This window comes from Enterobacter asburiae (assembly GCF_001521715.1).
Lineage (GTDB): Bacteria > Pseudomonadota > Gammaproteobacteria > Enterobacterales > Enterobacteriaceae > Enterobacter > Enterobacter asburiae.
Map to the genome: position 1 here is coordinate 2538215 of NZ_CP011863.1, position 23943 is coordinate 2562157.

Here is a 23943-nt window from a genome sequence, read left to right on the forward strand (position 1 = left end):
AACGCGCAGGATAAAGCGCATGATAATTTACATTATCTCCTTTATTTCTCCACGTTTGACCTGGGCCTTACCGCTAAAGTTATGCGGGCAATAAACAATAATGACGTGCAGCAAAACGAGGTCACTCTTTCATGGCGAATTTTTTCATCGATCGCCCCATTTTTGCCTGGGTGCTTGCCATCCTGTTGTGTCTGACAGGTGTCCTGGCGATTACTTCACTTCCTGTTGAGCAATACCCCGATCTGGCACCGCCTAACGTGCGCGTAACAGCAAACTACCCCGGCGCTTCCGCACAAACGCTGGAAAACACCGTGACGCAGGTTATCGAGCAGAACATGACGGGTCTGGATAACCTGATGTACATGTCCTCGCAAAGTAGCGCCACGGGCCAGGCGACGGTTACCCTGAGCTTTAAGGCGGGCACCGACCCGGACGAAGCGGTGCAGCAGGTGCAAAACCAGCTACAGTCGGCCATGCGCAAGCTGCCCCAGGCGGTGCAGAATCAGGGCGTGACCGTGCGTAAAACCGGTGATACCAACATTTTGACCATCGCGTTTGTCTCGACAGATGGCTCGATGGATAAACAGGACATTGCGGACTACGTCGCCAGTAATATTCAGGATCCCATCAGCCGTATCAACGGCGTCGGGGATATCGACGCCTACGGCTCACAGTATTCAATGCGCATCTGGCTCGACCCCAACAAGCTGAACAGCGTCCAGATGACGGCAACCGACGTGACGAATGCCATCAAGGCCCAGAACGCCCAGATTGCGGTGGGGCAGCTGGGGGAACGCCGTCCGTCGATAAGCAGGCCCTGAACGCCACCATCAATTCACAATCCCTGCTGCAGACGCCGGACCAGTTCCGCAACATCACCCTGCGCGTGAATCAGGATGGTTCGGAAGTGCGTCTGGGCGATGTCGCCACGGTGGAAATGGGGGCGGAAAAATACGACTACCTGAGCCGCTTTAACGGCAATCAGGCCTCCGGTCTGGGGATAAAGCTTGCCTCCGGCGCAAACGAAATGGCCACGGCGAAACTGGTGCTGGACCGTCTGGACGAGCTTTCCCAGTATTTCCCGCACGGGCTGGAGTACAAAGTCGCCTATGAAACGACCTCCTTTGTTAAAGCGTCGATTGAGGACGTGGTGAAGACCCTGCTGGAAGCCATCGCGCTGGTGTTCCTGGTGATGTACCTGTTCCTGCAAAACTTCCGCGCGACGCTGATCCCAACCATTGCCGTGCCGGTGGTGCTGCTGGGGACCTTTGCGGTGCTTTACGCGTTCGGGTACAGCATTAACACCCTGACGATGTTTGCGATGGTGCTGGCGATTGGCCTTCTGGTGGATGATGCCATCGTGGTGGTCGAAAACGTCGAGCGCATCATGAGCGAAGAAGGACTCTCCCCGCGCCAGGCGACGCGCAAATCCATGGGGCAAATTCAGGGGGCGTTAGTCGGTATTGCGATGGTGCTGTCGGCCGTCTTTATCCCGATGGCCTTCTTTGGCGGCACCACCGGCGCGATTTACCGTCAGTTCTCAATAACCATCGTCTCGGCGATGGTGCTCTCCGTGCTGGTGGCGCTGATCCTCACCCCTGCGCTGTGCGCCACCATTCTGAAACCGCTGCACAAAGGGGAGCAGCACGGGCAAAAAGGGTTCTTCGGCTGGTTTAACCGGATGTTCAACCGCAATGCCGCGCGATATGAATCTGCCGTCGGTGGCGTGCTCCATCGCAGCCTGCGCTGGATGATGATTTACGTTGTGCTGCTGGGCGGCATGGTCTGGCTGTTTATGCATCTCCCCACCTCGTTCCTGCCGATGGAAGACCGGGGAATGTTCACCACCTCGGTGCAGCTCCCGAGCGGCGCAACGCAGCAGCAGACGCTGAAAGTGGTCCAGAAAGTGGAGCAGTACTTCTTCACCAAAGAGAAAGATAACGTTGTGTCGGTCTTCTCCACCGTGGGCTCTGGCCCGGGCGGAAACGGGCAGAACGTCGCCCGCATGTTCGTCCGCCTGAAGGACTGGGACGAGCGCGATACCAAAACCGGAACGTCATTCGCCATCATTGAACGCGCGACCAAAGCCTTTGCGCATATTAAAGAGGCGCGCGTCTTCGCCAGCAGCCCGCCGGCGATAAGCGGCCTGGGCAGTTCCGCCGGGTTTGACATGGAGCTGCAGGATCACGCCGGGGCGGGCCACACGGCGCTGATGGCGGCACGCGATAAGCTGTTAGCGCTGGCGGGCAACGATCCAGGCCTGACCCGCGTTCGCCATAACGGTCTTGACGACAGCCCGCAGCTGCAGGTGGATATCGATCAGCGTAAGGCTCAGGCGCTGGGCGTCTCGATCAATGATATCAACGACACCCTGCAAACGGCGTGGGGCTCGAGCTATGTGAATGACTTTATGGATCGCGGCCGCGTGAAAAAAGTGTATGTCCAGTCCGCCGCGCCGTTCCGCATGCTGCCGGATGATATTAACCGCTGGTTTGTCAGGAATAACGCTGGCGGCATGGTGCCGTTCTCCGCGTTTGCCACCTCGCACTGGGAGAGCGGCTCGCCGCGTCTGGAGCGCTATAACGGCTACTCTGCGGTTGAAATCGTCGGGGAAGCCGCGCCGGGCGTCAGTACCGGTACCGCCATGGATACCATGGAAAAACTGGTGCAGCAGCTGCCCGCCGGTTTTGGTCTGGAGTGGACGGCCATGTCCTACCAGGAGCGTCTCTCCGGGGCACAGGCTCCCGCACTTTACGCGCTCTCTCTGCTGGTGGTCTTCCTCTGCCTTGCCGCACTGTATGAAAGCTGGTCAGTCCCGTTCTCCGTCATGCTGGTCGTGCCGCTTGGGGTTATCGGTGCGCTGCTGGCGACCTGGATGCGCGGCCTCGAGAACGATGTTTACTTCCAGGTGGGTCTGCTCACCGTAATTGGGCTATCGGCGAAAAACGCCATTCTGATCGTTGAATTTGCCAACGAGATGAATGCCAAAGGCCACGAGCTGATGGCCGCCACGCTGCACGCCTGCCGTCAGCGCTTACGTCCCATCCTGATGACGTCGCTGGCGTTTGTCTTTGGCGTACTGCCGATGGCAACCAGTACGGGCGCAGGCTCCAGCAGCCAGCATGCCGTCGGAACGGGGGTGATGGGCGGCATGATTTCGGCCACCGTACTGGCCATTTACTTCGTGCCGTTGTTCTTTGTGCTGGTGCGTCGCCGCTTCCCGTTAAAGGAACGCGCTGAGTAAGTGATTGAAATAAAAAAAGGCGGCTTTATCGGCCGCCTTTTTATTGTGTGATTAATTCACACTATGGTTATTTTACTTATTTTAGTGCTCTTGCAATTCTTACTGAATGTCATTTACGAAGCATGCCTTCGATAAAATCTTTCCAGTTCCCCAGTTCACGTTCAATCATAACAACCTCTCTTATTATTATGCGCATTCTACAAAAACGGACCATCATTGTGAAGACTATTTAACCAATTGCTGTGATTGTACCCCACGTCCTGCGGGGATTTATGATAAATATGAACGGAGAGGCCTCAATTTTTTGTGACGGCTAGCAATATTTTGAAATAACCCTCCGAACGGGTGAATTTTATTTTACCCGCTGAGTTTATTCGAAATTTAAACTTTATGGACATCTATGCTTAAAGGGTGAAAGAATATTCAGCGTACAGATGTGAGTTGAATTAAGAAGAAGTGTAAATCCAGACGATTCCTGAATGTGTTATATTCCACTTAAGGATATATCTTCGAATTTACTGAACATTTAATCATCATTAGGTCAAAAGGATTCACCATGGTTGTGATGTACGGCATTAAAAATTGCGACACCATCAAAAAAGCCCGCCGCTGGCTGGAAGCAAACGGCGTGGAGTACCGCTTCCACGATTACCGTGCCGACGGGCTTGATGCAGAATTTCTGCATAGCGCGATCGGCGAACTGGGGTGGGAAGCCCTGCTGAACACCCGCGGCACCACCTGGCGTAAACTCGACGAATCTCTGCGCGCCAGCATCAACAACGCCGACAGCGCGGCAAAACTGATGCTCGATATGCCGGCAATTATCAAACGCCCATTGCTCTGCGCGCCAGGGCAGCCTATGCTGCTGGGTTTCAGTGAAACCCTTTATTCCGACTTTTTTCGTTGAGGTGTAGTTTATGTCATGCCCGGTCATTGAGCTGACTCAGCAGCTTATTCGCCGTCCTTCCCTTAGCCCGGACGACGCAGGTTGTCAGGCACTTATGATTGAGCGCCTGCGTGCCATCGGTTTCACCGTTGAACGCATGGATTTTGGCGATACCCAGAACTTCTGGGCGTGGCGTGGCCAGGGTGAAACGCTGGCCTTTGCCGGGCATACTGACGTCGTTCCCGCCGGTGACGCGGATCGCTGGATTAACCCGCCGTTTGAACCGACCATCCGCGACGGTATGCTGTTTGGTCGCGGCGCGGCAGACATGAAAGGCTCCCTGGCGGCGATGGTCGTGGCGGCAGAGCGCTTTGTGGCTCAGCATCCGAACCACAAAAACCGTCTGGCGTTTTTAATCACCTCCGACGAAGAAGCCAGCGCCCATAACGGCACCGTGAAGGTCGTTGAAGCGCTGATGGCGCGTAACGAGCGTCTCGACTACTGTCTGGTCGGTGAGCCGTCCAGTACCGAAGTGGTGGGTGATGTTGTCAAAAATGGGCGCCGCGGTTCGCTGACCTGTAACCTGACCATTCACGGCGTTCAGGGGCACGTTGCATACCCGCATCTGGCCGATAACCCGGTCCATCGCGCTGCGCCGATGCTGAGCGAACTGGTGGGCATCGAGTGGGATAAAGGCAACGAATTCTTCCCGCCAACCAGCATGCAGATCGCGAACGTCAAGGCCGGGACCGGCAGCAACAACGTGATCCCGGGTGATTACTTCGTCCAGTTTAACTTCCGCTTCAGTACCGAACTGACCGATGAGATGATCAAGGCGCGCGTCGTCGCCCTGCTGGAAAAATATCACCTGCGCTACACCGTGGAGTGGTGGCTTTCCGGCCAGCCGTTCCTGACGCAGCGTGGCAAACTGGTGGATGCGGTGGTGAACGCCATCGAGCACTATAATGAAATTAAGCCACAGCTGCTGACAACGGGTGGCACCTCAGACGGACGCTTTATCGCCCGTATGGGCGCCCAGGTTGTCGAACTGGGTCCAGTGAACGCAACCATTCATAAAATCAATGAGTGTGTCAATGCGGCAGATTTGCAACTGCTGGCCCGTATGTATCAACGTATTATGGAGCAACTCGTCGCCTGACGAACGCTCTGAGAGGAATAGCGAATGGATTGGCTTTCAAAGTACTGGTGGATTCTGGTGTTAGTTTTTCTGGTTGGCGTATTGCTTAACGTGATTAAAGATCTTAAGCGCGTTGACCATAAAAAATTTCTCGCCAACAAACCGGATCTTCCCCCGCACCGTGATTTTAACGACAAGTGGGACGATGACGACGACTGGCCGAACAAGGACCAGAAGAAGTAATCGTTAAGTTTCCCCTCTCCCTGGGAGAGGGGGAAACCTCACATAAACTCAACAATATCATCATCATCCGGCTTACCGCCGCTGAGCGCTTCATCAAAGTAGTGCTTCGGTACGGTATAGCGCAAACGATCGAGCGCGAACTGCATGCTACGATCGTCAATCGCGTGGCCCAGATCGTCAACGATATCCAGCGTCACATCCCCACCTTCGCGAATCAGCGCTTCCTGGGCGGCAACCGCATGCGAGAGCTCAATCACGCGGTCTTCACCACCGTGGATCAGGTGGATCGTGGTCTGCGTGGTCGCACTGGTCGGTAACGTCGCAAAGCGGCCGTTAAACGCGATGACGCGTGAAACCAGACCCGGCTGCGCTTTAACGCTTTCCAGCGACATGATTGACCCCTGCGAGAAACCAATCAGCGCGGTCGCGTCTGCACCCACGCCGCTCTGCTGCTGCCAGTAGCGGACGATATCGATAAAGGTGGGCATGATGGCGTCGATGCGAGCCTGACGATTCTCTTCCGTCACGCCCTGAACAGAGAACCACTGGCGTCCGTTCGGACCACATGGCTCTACGCCACCGATGCTGACAATCAATGCTTCCGGAAAAACGGGCGCAAACCAGCTGCCAATCTGACCCATATTGACGGCATTATCGCCTACGCCATGAAACAGAAGCAGTAACTGCTTAGCCGGTTTGTCAGGACTTTGAACAACAAAATGGTCGTGTTTCATGGTGGTCTCCTTAATAGATGACCTGGATTCTACGCCTCCGGACGTGAATGACCATGCCACTTTACTGAAGAAGTCATTGAAAAAATTGCCATTGCAAAATATCTTCTTTCAGCTGCTGGCAGCGCGGATAGTCAAGACTTTCAATCGCTTGCGCGGTTTCATTCCGCAACGTTGCCAGCAAGGCTTTTCGCCCGACGTCTTCCACTTTCCCTTCCATTTTCCCACGCAGGGCCGGAAGCGGCATGTCCACGGTTAACAACAGCCGCGTCAGTGCGGCAACCGAGGTTGAAAACGCCCGATGCGCAAAAGCAAACCCCGCCAGCTCCAGCCAGTCGTCATGATTAAGGGTAGCTTCCCAGCCGTCTTCCACGGGGATCTTTTCACCGTTCCAGGCTGATAACACCCGCGCATCGCGCTTCAGACGCCGCTGCGCCAGCTCGCACAGCTGACGCCCTGCCTGACTCTGCGGCAGCAAGGCCATCGCGGTGTAGCAGCCGCTGCTGGCTTCACGATGGCTGCCCATCCGCACCAGCACAAACCCACATTGCTGCCAGAAACGCCAAAGTTCATCGGTATAGCCAAAGCTCACCGACAGATAATCTTCGCCGCTGGCGCTGCGAACAAGCGCCTGGCCAATCCCTTCCCGCTGACGGTGAGGATGTACGGCAATGCGGGTCACCCGTCGTCCTCTGAGCGTCGCCGCCAGCGGAGAGCCGCCGTGCGCCGCCAGAGACTGCGCCACCAGGTTACCGCGCGGACGCCGGTACCCTGCCCATACGGCGCGGCTAAGCTCAGGGGAGAGCCCGCCCTCCTCCACCAGCCAGAGCGCCCCGGCGATATCCGGGTCCGTTTCGGCAACGGCAAACCGCTGCCCGGGCGCGTCCATCATGCGGCGTAAATCGAGCGGCGAGGTACGATAGTGCGCCGCGCAGAGGAGCTCGTATACGCTCGCTGCAAGCGCCGGACTGCGTTCCCAGGCCTCCGGTGTCAGGGAGGTTAAACGCACCTCTCCCTCCGGGCGGCGGTCAATCAGCGTATCGTCAAACAGCAGCGCGCTGGCAACAACCCGCTCAAGCGGGCAGCCCGCCGCCCAGCGCACCGGTGTAGATAGACTGTAGCGCTGCAGCCCGGCAAACCGACCGCAGAATTTAAGCAAGAATCCCCGGCCCGTTCCTTCATATCCCTGCACCGTGGTGGTCAACAGCACGCGAGGGAAACGGACAGCTAGCTTTTCCAGCAGCGGACCAGGGATCGCAGCGGCTTCATCGACAATCAGCCAGTCAGCCCGGTGTGAAGAGGCAAGCAGCGCGTCCGGGGCCATAAAATGAAAACGCTCTCCGGCGAAGCGGGAGATGATGTCCGTCGCCCCTTTAGACGGCGCGGTAACCACGGCGCTGCCCGCAATGCGGTTCAGCAGCATGCCCGCCAGGGCTGATTTTCCGCGCCCGCGCGCGGCGGTGACGGCCACGATACCCTCCGCCATCCCCTGCAGCACATCCAGGATCTCAGCCTGCTCGCGCTGCGGTGCGCCGCTGGCAGGCTGCCAGTCAGGCGCGTCGGGTATAGGCGGAAGGGATAACGCGCGGCACTGATGCCAGACAATCGCGTCGGGATCGGCGTCAATCGTCCGGCAGAAATGGTGTACAAAATGCGGCGTGGCTATCGCTTCGGCGCCGTCGCTCCAGCGCAGTGAATCGCTGTCTGGCAACCCGGACCACGCGTCGAGCGGCGGAACCCGCAGCACCAGAAGGCTTCCGGCGCTCAGCGTTCCGCTCAGGGCGGCAAACGCGGCGACATCAAACCCGGCGCTGGCGTCAAAAACGGCATGCCGGAACTCGCGTCCCAGCAGGCCGCTGATGGCTTTTGAAGGATGTTCGTCAAGCCTTACCCAGTCTCCGGGCAAGGCGTCACGCAGGGCAAGCGCCTGGGTTAACGTCCACTGCGCCTCGCCGCTGAGCACCACCAGCCGACGATGGCCGGTGCGCTCAAGCTCGCCTATCAGCTGTTCAAACTCCAGCATTACATCGCTTTGCCGAAGGTATTACACTGCGCCGGATCGCCGCTGTCGAAGCCGCGTTTAAACCAGCTATAGCGCTGCTGTGAGGTACCGTGAGTGAAGCTGTCGGGCACGACGCGCCCCTGGCTCTGCTGCTGAAGACGGTCATCACCGATAGCCTGAGCGGCATTTAACGCCTCCTCAAGATCGCCGGATTCCAGGACGCCCTGCTGCTGCATGCTGTGGCCCCAGACGCCCGCGAAGCAGTCCGCCTGCAGCTCCATTTTAACGGAAAGGCGGTTCACTTCCGCCTGAGAGGCATTTTGCTGAAGCTGGCGCACTTTTGGCTCAATCCCCAGCAGCTTTTGCACGTGATGGCCGACTTCATGCGCGATCACATAGCCCTGGGCAAAATCACCGTCAGCGCCAAGCTTGCGTTTCATGTCATCGTAAAAAGAGAGATCGATATAGACGGTGCCGTCTGCCGGGCAGTAGAACGGCCCCATCACAGATTGCCCGGTACCGCATCCGGTGCGGGTTGCCCCCCGGTACATCACCAGCTTCGGCTGCTGGTAGGTACGCCCCATCTTCTCAAACAGCTGACTCCAGGTGTCTTCTGTTGTGGCGAGAATAACGGAGGTAAATTTGGCCGCTTCATCTTCATTCGGGCTGATGGAGCGCTGAGAATGCTCCTGCTGCTGCAGCGGCTGACCGGTCATTAAACCGGTGAGATCGACGCCGTAATACCCCGCAACCAGCACGACAATCAGCAGGATTATCCCGCCCTTGCCGCTGGGTAACCGGAAGCCGGGTCCTCCCATTGAAGGACCGCCGCCACCATCACTGCGTCTGTCTTCTACATTGTCACTTTCACGACGCCCTTGCCAGCGCATAACCACCTCGAACTATTCCATTTATAATAGCTATGATCGTAGGCGGTTAACGGCAAGATTACCATAGGAAACAAAGGTAAGACGCCAAAGGATGGGAACATCCTTTGGCAAGTGAGGGAGTTAGTCGAGCTTAACGCCTAAACGGTGAGCAACCGCTTCGTACGCTTCAATCAGGCCACCCAGGCTCTGACGGAAACGGTCTTTGTCCATTTTATCCAGGGTTTCTTTATCCCACAGGCGGCTACCGTCTGGTGAGAACTCATCGCCCAGCACCACTTCACCTTTGAACAGACCAAACTCCAGCTTGAAATCTACGAGGATCAGGCCCGCGTCATCAAACAGCTTTTTCAGCACGTCGTTGGCTTTATAGGTCAGCTCCTGCATACGCGCCAGGTTCTCTTTGCTCACCCAGCCGAAGGTTTCGCAGTAGGATTCGTTGACCATCGGATCGTGCATGGCATCGTTTTTCAGGAACAGGTCGAACAGCGGTGGATTCAGTTCGATACCTTCTTCAATGCCGAGACGCTTCACCAGGGAGCCCGCCGCACGGTTACGAATAACGCACTCAACCGGAACCATATCCAGTTTTTTCACCAGACATTCCGTATCGGACAGCAACGCTTCCATCTGGGTCGGGATACCCGCTTCGGCCAGTTTGGTCATAATGAAGTGGTTGAACTTGTTGTTCACCATGCCTTTACGATCGAACTGCTCAATGCGTGCGCCATCCCCTGCTGACGTATCATTGCGGAACTCGAGCACCAACAGATCCGGGTTTTCCGTGCTGTATACGGTCTTCGCTTTGCCACGATACAACTCAGCTTGCTTCTGCATCTTCATTACTCCTGGTGTGATGATTTGTGTTCAAAACTGGGGATATTATGCCACGCACACGTTTGCGTAGCACTAAAATAAAAAGGGCTGGATTCACCAGCCCTCGTATTTATTTGCTGAATGCTGCCTGGAAGACAGCGACCAGCGCATCGTTCTGCGACTGGGTCAGCGTGTGACCTTTAGGATCGATAAACTGCAGACTGCTGCGGTTATCAAGGTCGCCTACCTGAATCTTGTAGTCACCGGAGGCAAGCTGAGGATCTTTCGCTCCCAGTTCCTGCCATGCGCTGTCGGAGAGCGGCTTATACGTTGCCGTCATGCTGCCGGTCGAACGCGTGCTGTCGGTCACTTTCATGCCCACTTTTTCCAGCGTCGCTGGCAGACGCTGCCAGGTCTGGTTAAACGGTGCACGCACCACCAGCATTGGCAGGCCGGTATCATCCGCACCGCTTTGTACATCGAAGGTCGCGCCGTTGCGGCTCTGCGCGGCGTTGGCAGCATCGGTAGCGGTCTTATCCAGACCCGCGGCAATCACGTTCAGCATTTCGGTGCTGTAACGCTGCAGGGACGCGGCATCCGCAACCGGTTTACCCGCCTGCTCCAGGTTCAACAGCTTAACGTTAACCGCCTGCTGATAACCCTGTGGTTTTACGGAGACTTGATAGCGACCGCGGTACTGCTGGTCTTCATCCAGACGGTTCCATTCGACCCAGTCGGTGGTTAACGTCTGGCTGGCGTCATCGCGTTTATCGATGGTGTAGTTCTTCAACTGAATGACGCTGACAACCTGCGGCCACAGCGTGCTACCGCGCGCGCTCTCAACCATCAGAGACGCCGTATCACCGGTGAACTGGGTACGCGCCCCGCTGACCAGCGCCAGAGGCTGTGCTGGCGGACGAATATCAAGCGCTTTACCGACCAGGCCGCTGCCGTTGGTCACGGGAATATTATAATCGCCGTTCTGAATCGGCAGGATCATGCCAGCCGGTGCGTGAAGTTCAGCAAGCGGGGTCGCATCCAGATAGGATTCATCACCGCTCACCTGGCGCTTGTAGCGCGAATCTGAACTACAGGCAGCGAGCAGCATAACAAGCGAAACACTCGCAACCTTCGCCAGGCGCGACTTCTGTACTGAATAAGCCATCAAATCTCCCTAAACTCTACAGCAAACCGGCATGCTTCAGCGCCGCCCTGACGATGTCACGACCGTGGTCGGTAATCGGTGTCATTGGCAGACGCAGCGTGTCGGATGCTACAAGTCCCAACTCCTTACATGCCCATTTCACTGGGATCGGATTGGGTTCGACAAATAATTTATTGTGCAGCGGCATCAGACGCTGATTAATGACACGCGCTTCATCAAAGTGACCGGCTGCGGCCAGTTTGCACATTTCTGCCATATCGCGCGCCGCAACGTTTGCCGTTACGGAGATCACGCCATGACCACCGAGCTGCATAAAGTCCAGCGCGGTCGCATCATCACCACTCAACAGGATAAAGTCGTCTGAAACCAGCTCTTTGATCTGATGAACGCGGCTTAAGTTCCCTGTCGCCTCTTTAATACCGATAATATTTTTTACTTCCGAGAGACGACCAACGGTTTCCGGCAGCATATCGCAACCGGTACGGGACGGCACATTATACAGAATTTGTGGCAAGTCAGTATGTTCAGCGATGGCTTTGAAGTGCTGGAACAAACCTTCCTGAGTAGGACGGTTGTAATAAGGGGTCACCGTCAGACAGCCAACGATGCCGCTGTCGTTAAAACGCTTGGTCAGGCTGATAGCTTCTGCGGTTGCATTAGCCCCTGTCCCCGCGATGACCGGAATACGTCCGTCAGCCAGTTCCAGGGTCAGCATTACCACATCGCCGTGCTCGTCGTGGCTCAGCGTTGCGGATTCACCGGTAGTCCCTACCGAAACGATCGCCGAGGTTCCGTTGGCGACATGGTAATCAATGAGCTTCTTCATGCTTGACCGGCAGACATTACCTTTTTCATCCATCGGTGTAACAAGCGCGACAATACTTCCCGTGAACATGAGCCATCCTCTGTGCGAACAAGAGCCTCAATGTTACGTTTGGAACTGTAATAAAAGCAAGCGACCTGAGGCTCTCAGGCGGTTGTATGCATGTTTTTTTTATGCTTTCCTTAGGAAGACTTAACCATGCAAAGGAAGAACAGGTTTGACAACCTCATCACAACATTACCTGGTTATCACTGCGCTGGGTGCCGACAGGCCGGGTATCGTGAACACCATCACCCGCCACGTAAGCAGCTGCGGCTGTAATATCGAAGACAGCCGTCTGGCCATGCTTGGCGAAGAGTTCACATTTATTATGTTGCTTTCCGGGACATGGAACGCCATTACGTTGATTGAATCGACCCTGCCGCTGAAAGGGGCCGAACTGGATTTGCTGATTGTCATGAAGCGCACCACCGCGCGTCCGCGTCCGGCACTGCCTTCTACCGTCTGGGTACAGGTTGAAGTGCCTGATTCTCCGCATCTGATTGAGCGTTTCACGGCGCTTTTTGACAGTCACCAGATGAATATTGCCGAACTGGTTTCCCGTACGCAGACAAGCGATGACCAGGGTCTTCCGGTGCTGTTTATTCAAATTACCGCGCACAGCCCTGCCTCACAGGATGCGTCAAATATCGAGCAAGCGTTCAAAGCCCTCTGTACAGAATTAAACGCGCAGGGCAGTATAAGCGTCGTCAATTATTCGCAGCACGAACAGGATGGAGTTGAGTAATGAACCCACTGAAAGCCGGTGACATCGCACCGAAATTTAGCTTACCGGATCAAGACGGCGAGCAAGTAAATTTGACCGACTTCCAGGGACAGCGTGTTCTGGTCTATTTCTACCCGAAAGCCATGACCCCCGGCTGCACCGTACAGGCCTGCGGCTTACGCGACAACATGGACGACTTGAAAAAAGTCGGCGTGGAAGTGCTGGGTATCAGCACGGATAAACCAGAAAAGCTGTCACGATTTGCTGAAAAAGAGCTGCTGAACTTCACGCTGCTTTCTGATGAAGATCATCAGGTATGCGAGCAGTTCGGCGTCTGGGGCGAGAAGACGTTTATGGGTAAAACCTACGACGGTATTCACCGCATCAGCTTCCTGATTGACGCTGACGGTAAAGTTGAACATGTGTTTGACGACTTCAAAACCAGCAACCACCACGACGTGGTGTTGAACTGGCTGAAAGCAAGCGCCTGATAAACAGCAAAACGGCAACCTGGGTTGCCGTTTTTAATGTTTTCCCCCTCTCCCGCAGGAGAGGGTCGGAGTGAGGGCATCAGGCCGCACAAAAACTACTTCTCTTCCACCGCCGGCACATCCGGCCACGCGTGGACCACGGCTTTAATCAGCGTAGCCAGCGGAATAGCAAAGAACACGCCCCAGAATCCCCACAGCCCGCCGAAAATCACCACGGATAAGATAATCACCAGTGGATGCAGGTTCACCGCTTCGGAGAACAGCACCGGCACCAGCAGGTTACCGTCCAGGCCCTGAATAATCAGGTACACCGCAAAGCAACTCCAGAACTCTGTCCCCAACCCAAACTGGAACAGCGCGACCCCAACAACCGGAATGGTCACCACAAACGCGCCGATGTACGGAATCAGGACCGACAGCCCCACCAGCACCGCCAGCAGCAGCGAATAGTTCAGGCCGAAAATCAGGAAGCCAATCCAGGTGGCTACCCCCACGACAATCATCTCCAGCACCTTGCCGCGAATGTAGTTGGTGATCTGCTGGTTCATCTCTTCCCAGACCTGGCCTGCCAGCCCGCGGTTGCGCGGCAGAATACGGCGCACGGCGTTGAGCATCTGATCTTTATCTTTCACCAGGAAGAAGACCATCAGCGGCACGAGCACAAGGTAAACCGCCAGCGTCAGCAGTCCGACCAGCGAGGCCAGAGAGTACTTCACCACCGAATCGCCCATCGTCATGATGCGGGCGCGCATATTTTCGGCCATCGCGTCGATAATCCCGGCATCCATCAGGGCCGGGTAACGGCGCGGCAGCGTGGCGGCGAAATCAGACAGCTTGTTCAGCATACCGGGCATGTCGCGGATCAGGTTAATTCCCTGCTGCCAGGCGACCGGCATCACCACAAAAGCCATCAACAGCAGGATGCCGACAAACAGCACCAGTACGATGCTGGTCGCCCAGCGACGGGAACAGCCGATGTGTTCCAGGCGAACCGTTGGCCACTCCAGCAGGTACGCCAGCACAATCGCCACCAGCAGGGGAGCGAGCAGACCGCTGAAGAAGAACAGAATGCCGAACCCGGCAACCAGAATAACCAACAAAGCAATGGCTTCCGGGTCGCTGAACCGACGCCGGTACCACTGCATTAACATTTCGAGCATACAACCCTTCCCTGAATCGAATGGCGGGAGTGAGACGGTGAATTGTATCTAACTGTCACAAAAAAGACTTTCGCTTTTTGTATCCCGATCGCAATCCGCAAAAGCCTGATGAATGGGATTTTCTTCATGCTGTAACACGGCTACACTCGCAGAGCAGCAGAGATGAACGTTATGCCGGTTCATCGGTCAAATTAGCACATCCAACATACAGGACAGTGGTTATGTTCAGGCAGTTGAGAAAAACACTGGTTGCAACACTGATTGCCGCGGTGACGGTCGGTCAGGTGTTGCCCGCTTTTGCTGACTCGTCCGATTCATTGCCGGACATGGGCACCACAGCAGGAAGCACGCTCTCTATTGGGCAAGAGATGCAAATGGGGGATTACTATGTTCGCCAGCTGCGCGGCAGCGCCCCGCTGATCAACGACCCTTTGCTGGTACAGTACATTAACGGGCTGGGGATGCGCCTGGTTTCGCACGCCGACTCGGTAAAAACGCCCTTCCACTTCTATTTAATTAATAACGACGAAATCAACGCCTTCGCCTTCTTTGGCGGTAACGTGGTGCTGCATTCGGCGTTATTCCGTTACTCTGACAACGAAAGCCAGCTGGCCTCGGTAATGGCGCACGAAATTTCGCACGTCACCCAGCGCCACCTGGCGCGCGCCATGGAAGACCAGAAACGTAACGCCCCCCTCACCTGGGTGGGCGCGCTGGGCTCTATTCTGCTGGCGATGGCCAGCCCGCAGGCCGGGATGGCGGCCCTGACCGGTACGCTGGCGGGAACGCGTCAGGGTATGATCAGCTTTACCCAGCAAAATGAACAGGAAGCGGACCGCATCGGGATTCAGGTGCTGCAGCGTTCGGGCTTTGACCCGCAGGCCATGCCTAGCTTCCTGGAAAAACTGCTCGATCAGGCGCGTTACTCTTCCCGTCCGCCGGAAATTCTGCTGACCCACCCGTTACCTGAAAGCCGACTGTCGGACGCGCGTAACCGCGCCAACCAGATGCGTCCGGTCGTGGTCCAGTCATCACAGGATTTCTACATGGCGAAAGTGAGAACGCTTGGGATGTACAATTCCGGGCGTAACCAGCTCACCAGCGACCTGCTGGATTCCCTGGCGAAAGGCAACGTGCGTGAGAAAAACGCCGCGCAGTATGGTCAGGCGCTCCAGGCGATGGAAGCCAGCAAATACGACGAGGCGCGTAAAGCGCTGCAGCCGCTTCTGGCAGCCGACCCGAACAACCCGTGGTACCTCGATCTGTCGACGGATATCGATCTGGGGCAGAAGAAAACGGCCGATGCGATTAACCGTCTGAAAGGGGCGAAAGACGTCCGCACCAACCCGGTGCTGCAGCTTAACCTGGCGAACGCTTACTTACAGGGCGGTCAGCCTGGCGAAGCGGCAACCATTCTGAACCGCTACACCTTCAACAATAAAGACGATCAAAACGGCTGGGATCTGCTTGCTCAGGCGGAAGCCCAGCTCGGCAACCGCGATCAGGAGCTGGCGGCGCGTGCCGAAGGTTTTGCCCTGGTGGGCCGCCTCGATCAGGCGATTTCCACGCTCAGCAGCGCCAGCTCGCAGGTCAAGCTCGGCAGCCTCCAGCAGGCCCGTTACGACGCGCGTATCGATCAGCTGCGCGCCCTGCAGCAGCGCTTTAAGCCGTACGAGAAGATGTAATAAAGGAGAATTCACGTCATGACAGACGCTGTAAAAATTTATCACAACCCTCGCTGCTCCAAGAGCCGCGATACCCTGAGCCTGCTGAAGTCTAACGGCGTGGAGCCGGAAGTGGTGCTGTACCTCGACACCCCACCTGACGCGCAAACCCTCCGCCAGCTGCTGCACATGCTGGGAATGGGCAGTGCAAGAGAGCTGATGCGCCAGAAAGAAGATCTGTATAAGTCGCTTAACCTGGGTGACAGCCGCCTCACCGAGGCTGAGCTGATCCAGGCGATGGTTGAAAATCCAAAGCTGATTGAGCGCCCGATTGTGGTGGCGAACGGCCAGGCGCGCATTGGTCGCCCGCCGGAAGACGTGCTCGAGATCCTCTAGTCCTTATGCCGCAGCGCTTCCAGAAAGGCCTGCGGCGTACTCTCTCCCAGCTTTTTCTGCGCTTTTCCCCGGTTGTAAAATTCGCACAGCTGGATCAACAGCTCGCCTGCCGGTTCACTGTTCAGACGTGGGATGATTTCACATAGCGGCAGAGCAACCTGAACGGCGCGGTATTGCCGTGGATGCACCGTTACGGTGGCATTGCGCTCCTTTAGCTTCACCTCGAAACCAAAAGTCTCAACAGATTGAATATCAGCCGGACAGGCTTCCAGCGCGTCGTTCGCCCAGTGGGCCAGCAGCTGCGGAGAAATGCCCGCGTACAGCCGGGCGTAGCACCAGCCGCTCACGGGTTCACGCGCCCAGAGCAGATGCTGTTCCCCGCCATCGTCCATATGCAGCGACAAAGGCTGATGATGTAACAGGAGTTTTTGCGGCACGATGCCTGCCTTCAGCGCCTTTTTCCCCTGCAACGTCGCGCCCTTCTGCTTAGCCGAAGCCGGTTTGAGGTAGCGGTTCAGGGTCGCGCGGGAGACGGCGATCCCGAGTCCGCTATTGACCATCTGCAGCAGTTCGTCCAGCGGGGCACCCGTGATATCCCGCAGGGCATTGACCAGCGCAACCTGCTCCTGTCTCAATGCTTTGTATATCACTTTTGGCGTCGTGTAGTTATCCGAAACCTGCTCGCGGTTGCGCCAGCGCCTGACGGTAGTGACCGAAATGCCCAGCTCAGCGGCCAGCTCCCTATCGCTTTTGTCTGACTGCTGGAGATAGCGACGGATGCGCGGCGTCGTGGTGGCATTAGCATGCAGTTTAATTTCCATCGCAGGATCCTTAGAACCAATCTTATGAGATTTATATTACAACAGCGATTGCTTTGTGACCGATTTCACCTTTCGCTCGCCGCGCTTCACTGATAATCCCCAGACATAACACAAACAACACCCCTCAATCTTGTACGGAGTTCACAATGAACAATGTTCTGGGATTTCTCGAAGCAAAACTGATGCCGCTGGCGGCCAAAACGGCCCAGCAGCGTCATCTTGGGGCCATTCGCGGCGCCTACGTGTCATTCATGCCGTTTATCATCGTCGGCTCTATTCTGCTGGTGATCTCGTCGTTCCCAAATCAAGCCTATCAGCAGTTTATGTCTCAGGCCTTTGGCGAGAGCTGGAGCGCCATTATCGAAATCCCGTTCAACGCGGTGTTCTCCACCATGTCGCTGTTCATCAGCTTCCTGGTCGCCTTCCGCCTGGCGGAACACTACGGTGAAGACCGCATCTCCTGCGGCATCCTGGCGCTGGTTGCCTTTCTCATCCTGACGCCCTTTATCAAAGTGGCGGAAAACGGCGGTATCACCGTCATTCCGGTGGAGTGGATTGGCAGCAAAGGGCTGTTCGTGGCGATGATTGGTTCCCTGCTGTGGACGGAGCTGTTCTGCTGGCTCAAGCGCAAAAAACTGGTGATCAAAATGCCGGACGGCGTGCCTCCGGCGGTGCAGGAGTCGTTCGCCGCGCTGATCCCGGCCCTGCTGGTGATGATTCTGGTGCTGGGTATCCGCATCGTTTTTGAAAACACCCACTACAACACCATCCACCAGTTTATTTACGAAGTGGTTGCCACGCCGGTGCGCCACTACGGCACCTCTTACTTTGGCGCGCTGATGACGGTGTTCAGCATCACCATTCTGTGGTCAGTGGGCATTAACTCCGGCTCGATGATCAACGGCATCATTCGCCCGCTGTGGATGGAGAACCAGACCGACAACATCGCCGCGATTCAGTCAGGCACGACGCCGCCGCACATTATTACTGAACAGTTTTTTGACATGATCTGGATGGGCGGCGCGGGGGCCACGCTGTCGCTGGTGATTGCGATGCTGATTTTCGCCCGCAGCAAAAACATGCGTGAAGTGGCGCGCCTCGGCGCCGGGGCGTCGGTGTTTAACATCAACGAACCGATCCTGTTTGGCCTGCCGGTGATCATGAACCCGATCATCCTTATCCCGTTCAACCTGGTGCCGCTGGTGCTGGTCACCGTGCAGTATGCGGCGATGAAGATTGGCGCGGTTGCCGTCACCACCGGGGTGTTTATTCCCTGGACGCTGCCGCCGGTTATCAGCGGCTTTATCGTTACCGGACACCTGAGCGGCAGCGTGATGCAGCTTATCAACCTGCTGATTGGCGCCATGCTGTATCTGCCTTTCATGCGTATCGTGGACAAACAGTACCGCGCGGCGGAAATGGCCACCGTTACGCGAACCGACACCACCCTTGCAAAACAGGAGTAAAGCATGTGGGGAATTATCGCGACCTGGAGAATGGCGCTTGAAGGCGTTACGGAGTCTGCGTCTGCGCTGGCTGCGGGTAAACCGGTCTCCGCGGCAGTAGTTGATGCCGTCGCCGCCGTCGAAGACTTTCCGTTTTATAAATCCGTCGGCTACGGCGGGCTGCCCACCGAAAATGGCGAGGTGGAGCTGGACGCCGCCTACATGGACGGCGATACGCTAGCGTTTGGTGCCGTGGGCAACCTGGTGGATATCGCCAACCCGGTGCGCGTGGCGCATGCGTTAAGCCGCCAGCGCTACAACAGCCTGCTGGTCGGCCAGGGCGCGCGGGAATGGGCGCTGAGCCAGGGCTTTGCCGACAAAACCATGCTCACTGACCGCGCCATGCAGCACTACCGCAAACGCTGCCGCGAAACGCTGGATAAGGGCTTAAGCCCTTACGACGGGCATGACACCGTCGGCATTATCGGCCTCGATAAGCAGGGCTCGATGAGCGTCGCCACCTCCACCAGCGGCCTGTTCATGAAAAAACGCGGTCGACTCGGCGATTCGCCCATTATCGGCTCCGGCTTTTACTGCGACAGCGAAACCGGCGCCGCCACCGCCACGGGCGTCGGTGAAGATCTGATGAAAGGCTGCACCAGCTACGAAATCGTCCGCCGCATGGCGCAGGGTATGACGCCGCAGCAGGCGGCAGATTCCGTGGTGTTCGAACTGGAGGACAAGCTGATGTCGCGCTTTGGCCGCGCGGGCGATCTCTCCGTGGTGTGCATGAACAACAGGGGCGAATTCGGGGCCGCCACCAACATAAAAACCTTCTCGTTCGTGGTGGCGACGGCTCGCCAGCCCCTCACCGTTTTTCGTACCGAACGCCTGCGGGAGAAAACGCATTATTACGCCGTAGACGATGAGTGGATGCAGGCCTATGCCGCGCGGATCCGCGCGCCGATTGAGGAGTCATGATGATTACGTATCAGTTTATCAACGCGCTTTCTGACGCGGCTCCGCAAAGCCATTTGATTGCGTCCGCCACCTGTACGCATTTGCCCGAAACGGCGCTTGTCGCGGAAATGCGCGAGTCTGCCAGCATCGCTGACACCCGCTTTGGCTGCGCCCCGTTTGCCCGGATCACCCTGCTGCCCGATGCGCTCTGGCAGGATAGCCTGACCGAAGGATTACTGGCGGCGCTGCGTCCGCTGCTGGCCTCGCCCGTCAGCCCCGAGCTGATACTGGACGTGACTGATATCGACGATGTGGTCCTGGCGCAGGTGCTGCGTTTTCTCTTTAATCAGGCGCACAGGCTGAGCGATTTGCAGTTGAAGAAAACCTGTGACAGCGTCCGTCTTGAACGCATCACCGCGCTCTGTTTACCCGAACAGCAGGACCGACTAGCGGCTATTTTCCGCCAGCAGCAGGCCATCGCCCAAGGCATGGTCGCTGCGCGACGTCTGGCGGATATCCCGTCCGACCGCTGCACGCCGCAGTTTGTGGTGGAAGAGGCGCAAAGGCTCTGTGCCGCCTTTCCTGCCCTGCGGTGTGAAGCACTGGATGAAAAGCAGATCGTTGAGCACGGTCTGGGGCTGCTGCACGCCGTCGGCAAAGGGGCGACCTGTCCGCCGCGCCTGCTGGCGATCCATTATGACGGCGTCAACGACGGCCCGGTGCGCTGCTATGTGGGTAAAGGCATTACCTTTGATACCGGCGGCCTGTGGCTGAAGGAAGGCGCGGGCATGTACACCATGAAGTACGACATGTGCGGCGCGGCTAACGTGCTGGGCCTGATGCTGACCGTCGCAGAGCTGGGGCTTCCCGTTCGCATCATGGGCGTGCTGGCGCTGGCGGAAAATGCCATCGGTCCGGACGCCATGCAGCCCGGCACGGTAGCAACGGCCTGCAACGGGACCACCGTTGAAATCAACAACACCGATGCCGAAGGCCGACTGGTGCTGGCGGACGCCATCGCCTGGGCCAGCCAGCGCCATCCGCAGGCGCGCTATATTATTGATATGGCGACCTTAACCGGCGCGGTCGTGAAGGCGCTGGGGTATGAGCTGAGCGGGCTGATGACGCAGGATGAACCGCTGCGCGCGGCGCTAACGATAGCGGGTAAGCAGAGCGGCGATGAAGTGTGGTCCCTGCCGCTGGACGCTCGGCTGAAAAAGCAGACCGACAGCGCGATTGCCGATCTGTGCAATACGCCGACCAACAATGCGGCGATCAGCGCCTCGGCGGCGTGGCTGCTGCATCACTTCTGCCCGCCGACCATTCCGTGGGCCCATCTGGACATTAGCGGTACGGCGCTGTGGCGAGAAAACGGACGGAGCGTGGCGTCGGGAAGACCGATTCCACTTTTGGTTGAGCACTTGCTGGGGGATGTCTAGTTTTCGTAGGCCGGGTAAGGCGCAGCCGCCACCCGGCACAACTACAGCTTGAGAATATCTTTCACAAACGGAATGGTCAGCTTGCGCTGGGCGGTAATGGAGGCGCGATCGAGCTGATCGAGCGTGTCAAACAGCGTGCGCATTTCCCTGTCCAGGCGCTTGAGCAGGAAGCGCCCCACGTCCTCCGGCAGCTCAAACCCACGCTGCTTTGCGCGCAGCTGTAACGCCTGAAGCTTATCTTCATCCGACAGCGGCTGGAGCTTATAGATTTGTCCCCAGTCCAGACGAGACGCCAGGTCCGGCAGCCCCAGATTGAGCTGGCGAGGCGGACGATCGCCGGTGATCAGCAGCCGGGTTTTACCCGATTCCAGAATGCGATTGTAGAGGTTAAAGATCGCCATTTCCCACGGCTCATCACCCGCCACGCATTCGATATTATCGATGCAGACCAGCGAGAGATGTTCCATTCCCTCCAGCACCTCAGGCACGAACCAGGTGCGTTTATCCAGCGGCACGTAGCCTACCGCATCACCGCGCGCCGAAAGCTCCGCACAGGCGGCATGCAGCAGGTGGCTGCGCCCCGCGCCTTCGCGTGACCAGATATAGATGTATCCGCTGTGATCCTGGCGCAGCACGTTTTGCAGTGCAGCCAGTAAAGAGGGGTTATCACCCGGCCAGAAACTCGCGAAAGTTTCGTCGTCAGGGAGATAGAGTGGCAGAGAAAGCTGTGCCGGTCCGTTCAGAAATACCTCAACCAGAGATCCTACGTAAAATCGGAATGGAGTTTAACACGGAACCTGCAAGGAGAGAACCGGGCGATCCCTCGCCCGACTTTTCGATCAATGTGGCGCTTTTTCGCTGTCGTCCGCGTCGAGAATTTCTTCTTCCGGGCGGATGACTGAGATCAGTTTGAAAATCAGGCTCAGGCCCACGCCGACGATGGTCGCCAGCGCCATGCCCTTCAGCTCGGCCGCACCAATGTGCACCTTCGCGCCGCTCACGCCGATAATCAGGATCACCGAGGTCAGGATCAGGTTCTGCGCCTTGCTGTAATCCACTTTGGATTCAATCAGCACGCGAATACCGGAAGCGCCGATCACGCCGTACAGCAGCAGAGAAACGCCGCCCATTACCGGCACCGGAATGATCTGAATCGCTGCCGCCAGCTTGCCGACGCAGGAGAGCAGAATGGCGATGATCGCCGCGCCGCCGATAACCCAGGTACTGTAGACGCGGGTAATCGCCATCACGCCGATGTTCTCGCCGTAGGTGGTGTTTGGCGTGGAGCCAAAGAAACCGGAGATGATGGTGGAGAAACCGTTCGCAAACATGGAGCGGTGCAGGCCCGGGTCGCGGATTAAATCGCGCTTAACGATGTTCGCCGTCACCACCAGGTGGCCGACGTGCTCCGCAATCACCACCAGCGCCGCAGGCAGAATGGTGAAAATAGCAAACCATTCAAAGCGTGGCGTATAGAAGGTCGGCAGGGCGAACCAGTGCGCCTGAGCAATCGGGGTGGTGTCCACCACGCCCATCGCGAAGGAGAGCGCATAGCCCGCCAGCACGCCGATCAGGATCGGGATAATCGCCATGAAGCCGCGGAACAGCACGGAGCCAAACACCGTTACGCCCAGCGTTACCAGCGAGATGATAATGGTTTTGGAATCCGGTGACTGGCCGTCAGCAGGCAGCAGACCGGCCATATTCGCCGCGACGCCCGCCAGCTCCAGACCGATGACCGCAACGATTGCCCCCATCGCCGCAGGCGGGAACATCACGTCCAGCCAGCCGGTACCGGCTTTTTTCACAATGAAGGACACCACGCAGAACAGGACGCCACACATGATAAAGCCGCCCAGCGCGACTTCATAACCCAGCGGCAGCAGCAGTAACACCGGCGAAATAAAGGCGAAGCTCGAACCGAGATACGCCGGGATTTTGCCTTTACAGATAAAGAGGTACAGCAGCGTACCGATGCCGTTGAACAGCAGCACGGTGGCCGGGTTAATGTGGAACAGGATTGGCACCAGCACGGTTGCGCCAAACATGGCGAACAGGTGCTGCAAACTAAGCGGGATAGTCTGTAAAAGCGGCGGTCTTTCACTCACCCCGATAGCACGGCGCGTCATAGTGTTTTCCTCTGTGTAGTATTGTTGGTGTTTTATTCAAAAAAAAGCCGACTATCAAAGTCGGCTTATTTATCGTTATTCGATTATTTCGTACCAAAGATCTTATCGCCGGCATCGCCGAGCCCCGGGATGATGTACCCGTGCTCGTTCAGGCCCTGGTCGATAGAGGCGGTATACAGCTCAACGTCCGGGTGCGCTTTTTCCAGCGCCGCGATCCCTTCCGGAGCGGCAACCAGTACCAGCACCTTAATGCTGTTACAGCCCGCGTTTTTCAGCAGGTCGATGGTAGCGATCATAGAGCCACCGGTCGCGAGCATTGGGTCAACCACCAGCGCCATGCGCTCGTCGATGTTAGACACCAGCTTCTGGAAATAAGGAACCGGCTCAAGGGTTTCTTCGTTACGGTAGATACCCACCACGCTGATACGCGCGCTTGGCACGTGCTCCAGCACGCCTTCCATCATGCCGAGACCAGCACGCAGAATTGGCACCACGGTAATTTTCTTACCTTTGATCTGCTCCACCTGCACCGGGCCGTTCCAGCCTTCGATGGTGACTTTTTCTGTTTCCAGATCAGAGGTCGCTTCGTAGGTCAGCAGGCTGCCGACTTCAGATGCCAGTTCGCGAAAACGCTTCGTGCTGATGTCATGCTCACGCATCAGGCCCAACTTGTGTTTAACGAGTGGGTGTTTCACTTCCACAATCTTCATTCTCTTTCTCCTCTGAGGTGGCGTCCG

At 57.0% G+C, this 23943-nt stretch carries 22 protein-coding genes and 1 pseudogene; 11 read left to right on the forward strand and 12 right to left on the reverse strand.

Annotated features, from left to right (window positions below):
• Window positions 1-131: 131 nt before the first annotated feature.
• Window positions 132-3244: pseudogene (gene acrD / locus ACJ69_RS12400) on the forward strand (multidrug efflux RND transporter permease AcrD).
• 109 nt (window positions 3245-3353) lie between these two features.
• Here acrD and ypfM read toward each other — a convergent pair.
• Window positions 3354-3413 (reverse strand): protein YpfM, encoded by a 60-nt coding sequence (gene ypfM, locus ACJ69_RS25295; protein WP_015572204.1) that lies wholly within the window; start codon window positions 3411-3413, stop codon window positions 3354-3356.
• Between the two features lie 387 nt (window positions 3414-3800).
• Between ypfM and ACJ69_RS12405 the strand changes: the two genes are divergently transcribed.
• The 3 genes from ACJ69_RS12405 to ACJ69_RS12415 are packed head-to-tail and all read left to right on the forward strand — an operon-like array spanning window position 3801 to window position 5511.
• Window positions 3801-4151, forward strand: a complete 351-nt coding sequence (locus ACJ69_RS12405; protein WP_033146164.1) for an ArsC family reductase — start codon at window positions 3801-3803, stop codon at window positions 4149-4151.
• A gap of 10 nt (window positions 4152-4161) precedes the next feature.
• Window positions 4162-5289, forward strand: coding sequence for a succinyl-diaminopimelate desuccinylase (gene dapE, locus ACJ69_RS12410; RefSeq protein WP_047060712.1), 1128 nt, complete (start codon window positions 4162-4164; stop codon window positions 5287-5289).
• Window positions 5290-5313: 24 nt separating this feature from the next.
• Window positions 5314-5511: a hypothetical protein gene (locus tag ACJ69_RS12415; protein ID WP_023308751.1), complete on the forward strand. Its 198-nt coding sequence runs from the start codon at window positions 5314-5316 to the stop codon at window positions 5509-5511.
• 38 nt (window positions 5512-5549) lie between these two features.
• Here the strand turns inward: ACJ69_RS12415 and ypfH are convergent, their stop codons facing one another.
• The 6 genes from ypfH to dapA all read right to left on the reverse strand — a co-directional run bounded on the left by ypfH (window position 5550) and on the right by dapA (window position 12007).
• Complete coding sequence (gene ypfH, locus ACJ69_RS12420; protein WP_029739973.1) at window positions 5550-6245, reverse strand: esterase; 696 nt, start codon at window positions 6243-6245, stop codon at window positions 5550-5552.
• Window positions 6246-6318: 73 nt separating this feature from the next.
• On the reverse strand, window positions 6319-8265 hold the full coding sequence (locus ACJ69_RS12425; protein ID WP_059347122.1) for a tRNA(Met) cytidine acetyltransferase TmcA: 1947 nt from the start codon (window positions 8263-8265) through the stop codon (window positions 6319-6321).
• The gene (gene ypfJ / locus ACJ69_RS12430; RefSeq protein ID WP_029739971.1) at window positions 8265-9134 is read right to left on the reverse strand and encodes a KPN_02809 family neutral zinc metallopeptidase; all 870 of its coding nucleotides are present in this window, start codon (window positions 9132-9134) and stop codon (window positions 8265-8267) included. The genes ACJ69_RS12425 and ypfJ overlap by 1 nt, the downstream gene beginning before the upstream one ends.
• Window positions 9135-9254: 120 nt before the next feature.
• Window positions 9255-9968, reverse strand: coding sequence for a phosphoribosylaminoimidazolesuccinocarboxamide synthase (gene purC / locus ACJ69_RS12435; protein WP_023332985.1), 714 nt, complete (start codon window positions 9966-9968; stop codon window positions 9255-9257).
• A 109-nt stretch (window positions 9969-10077) separates the two neighbouring features.
• The gene (gene bamC, locus ACJ69_RS12440) at window positions 10078-11112 is read right to left on the reverse strand and encodes an outer membrane protein assembly factor BamC (RefSeq protein ID WP_059347123.1); all 1035 of its coding nucleotides are present in this window, start codon (window positions 11110-11112) and stop codon (window positions 10078-10080) included.
• 16 nt (window positions 11113-11128) lie between these two features.
• The gene (dapA, locus tag ACJ69_RS12445; RefSeq protein ID WP_023308757.1) at window positions 11129-12007 is read right to left on the reverse strand and encodes a 4-hydroxy-tetrahydrodipicolinate synthase; all 879 of its coding nucleotides are present in this window, start codon (window positions 12005-12007) and stop codon (window positions 11129-11131) included.
• A gap of 145 nt (window positions 12008-12152) precedes the next feature.
• On the opposite strand from dapA, the gene ACJ69_RS12450 reads away from it, so the two are divergent.
• Together ACJ69_RS12450 and bcp are read left to right on the forward strand one after the other, a co-directional pair.
• On the forward strand, window positions 12153-12722 hold the full coding sequence (locus ACJ69_RS12450; protein WP_029739969.1) for a glycine cleavage system transcriptional repressor: 570 nt from the start codon (window positions 12153-12155) through the stop codon (window positions 12720-12722).
• Window positions 12722-13192, forward strand: a complete 471-nt coding sequence (gene bcp, locus ACJ69_RS12455) for a thioredoxin-dependent thiol peroxidase (RefSeq protein ID WP_029739968.1) — start codon at window positions 12722-12724, stop codon at window positions 13190-13192. Before ACJ69_RS12450 ends, bcp begins: the two co-directional genes overlap by 1 nt.
• Window positions 13193-13287: 95 nt before the next feature.
• Here bcp and ACJ69_RS12460 read toward each other — a convergent pair whose 3' ends face one another.
• Window positions 13288-14352, reverse strand: a complete 1065-nt coding sequence (locus tag ACJ69_RS12460; RefSeq protein ID WP_023308760.1) for an AI-2E family transporter — start codon at window positions 14350-14352, stop codon at window positions 13288-13290.
• Window positions 14353-14573: 221 nt separating this feature from the next.
• Between ACJ69_RS12460 and bepA the strand changes: the two genes are divergently transcribed.
• Together bepA and arsC are read left to right on the forward strand one after the other, a co-directional pair.
• Complete coding sequence (bepA, locus tag ACJ69_RS12465; RefSeq protein WP_029739967.1) at window positions 14574-16037, forward strand: beta-barrel assembly-enhancing protease; 1464 nt, start codon at window positions 14574-14576, stop codon at window positions 16035-16037.
• Window positions 16038-16055: 18 nt separating this feature from the next.
• Window positions 16056-16412, forward strand: coding sequence for an arsenate reductase (glutaredoxin) (gene arsC, locus ACJ69_RS12470; RefSeq protein WP_029739966.1), 357 nt, complete (start codon window positions 16056-16058; stop codon window positions 16410-16412).
• Here arsC and ACJ69_RS12475 read toward each other — a convergent pair.
• The gene (locus ACJ69_RS12475; RefSeq protein ID WP_054830038.1) at window positions 16409-17233 is read right to left on the reverse strand and encodes a helix-turn-helix domain-containing protein; all 825 of its coding nucleotides are present in this window, start codon (window positions 17231-17233) and stop codon (window positions 16409-16411) included. The two genes, arsC and ACJ69_RS12475, sit on opposite strands and share 4 nt — an antisense overlap.
• 146 nt (window positions 17234-17379) lie before the next feature.
• Here ACJ69_RS12475 and celB point away from each other — a divergent pair, with 146 nt between their 5' ends.
• The 3 genes from celB to ACJ69_RS12490 are packed head-to-tail and all read left to right on the forward strand — an operon-like array spanning window position 17380 to window position 21077.
• Window positions 17380-18699, forward strand: a complete 1320-nt coding sequence (gene celB / locus ACJ69_RS12480) for a PTS cellobiose transporter subunit IIC (RefSeq protein ID WP_059347124.1) — start codon at window positions 17380-17382, stop codon at window positions 18697-18699.
• A gap of 3 nt (window positions 18700-18702) precedes the next feature.
• Window positions 18703-19659: a N(4)-(beta-N-acetylglucosaminyl)-L-asparaginase gene (locus ACJ69_RS12485; RefSeq protein ID WP_039263716.1), complete on the forward strand. Its 957-nt coding sequence runs from the start codon at window positions 18703-18705 to the stop codon at window positions 19657-19659.
• Window positions 19659-21077 carry a leucyl aminopeptidase family protein gene (locus ACJ69_RS12490; protein ID WP_054830039.1) on the forward strand — a complete coding sequence of 473 codons (1419 nt, stop codon included), beginning with the start codon at window positions 19659-19661 and terminating at the stop codon, window positions 21075-21077. The genes ACJ69_RS12485 and ACJ69_RS12490 overlap by 1 nt, the downstream gene beginning before the upstream one ends.
• A gap of 41 nt (window positions 21078-21118) precedes the next feature.
• Here the strand turns inward: ACJ69_RS12490 and ACJ69_RS12495 are convergent, their stop codons facing one another.
• The 3 genes from ACJ69_RS12495 to upp form a co-directional block, all read right to left on the reverse strand.
• Entirely contained in the window at window positions 21119-21820 is a 702-nt protein-coding gene (locus ACJ69_RS12495; RefSeq protein WP_211438414.1) for a DnaA inactivator Hda, read from the reverse strand.
• 96 nt (window positions 21821-21916) lie between these two features.
• On the reverse strand, window positions 21917-23206 hold the full coding sequence (uraA, locus tag ACJ69_RS12500; RefSeq protein WP_029739962.1) for a uracil permease: 1290 nt from the start codon (window positions 23204-23206) through the stop codon (window positions 21917-21919).
• An 83-nt stretch (window positions 23207-23289) separates the two neighbouring features.
• On the reverse strand, window positions 23290-23916 hold the full coding sequence (gene upp / locus ACJ69_RS12505) for a uracil phosphoribosyltransferase (RefSeq protein ID WP_023308769.1): 627 nt from the start codon (window positions 23914-23916) through the stop codon (window positions 23290-23292).
• Between the last annotated feature and the right edge of the window lie 27 nt (window positions 23917-23943).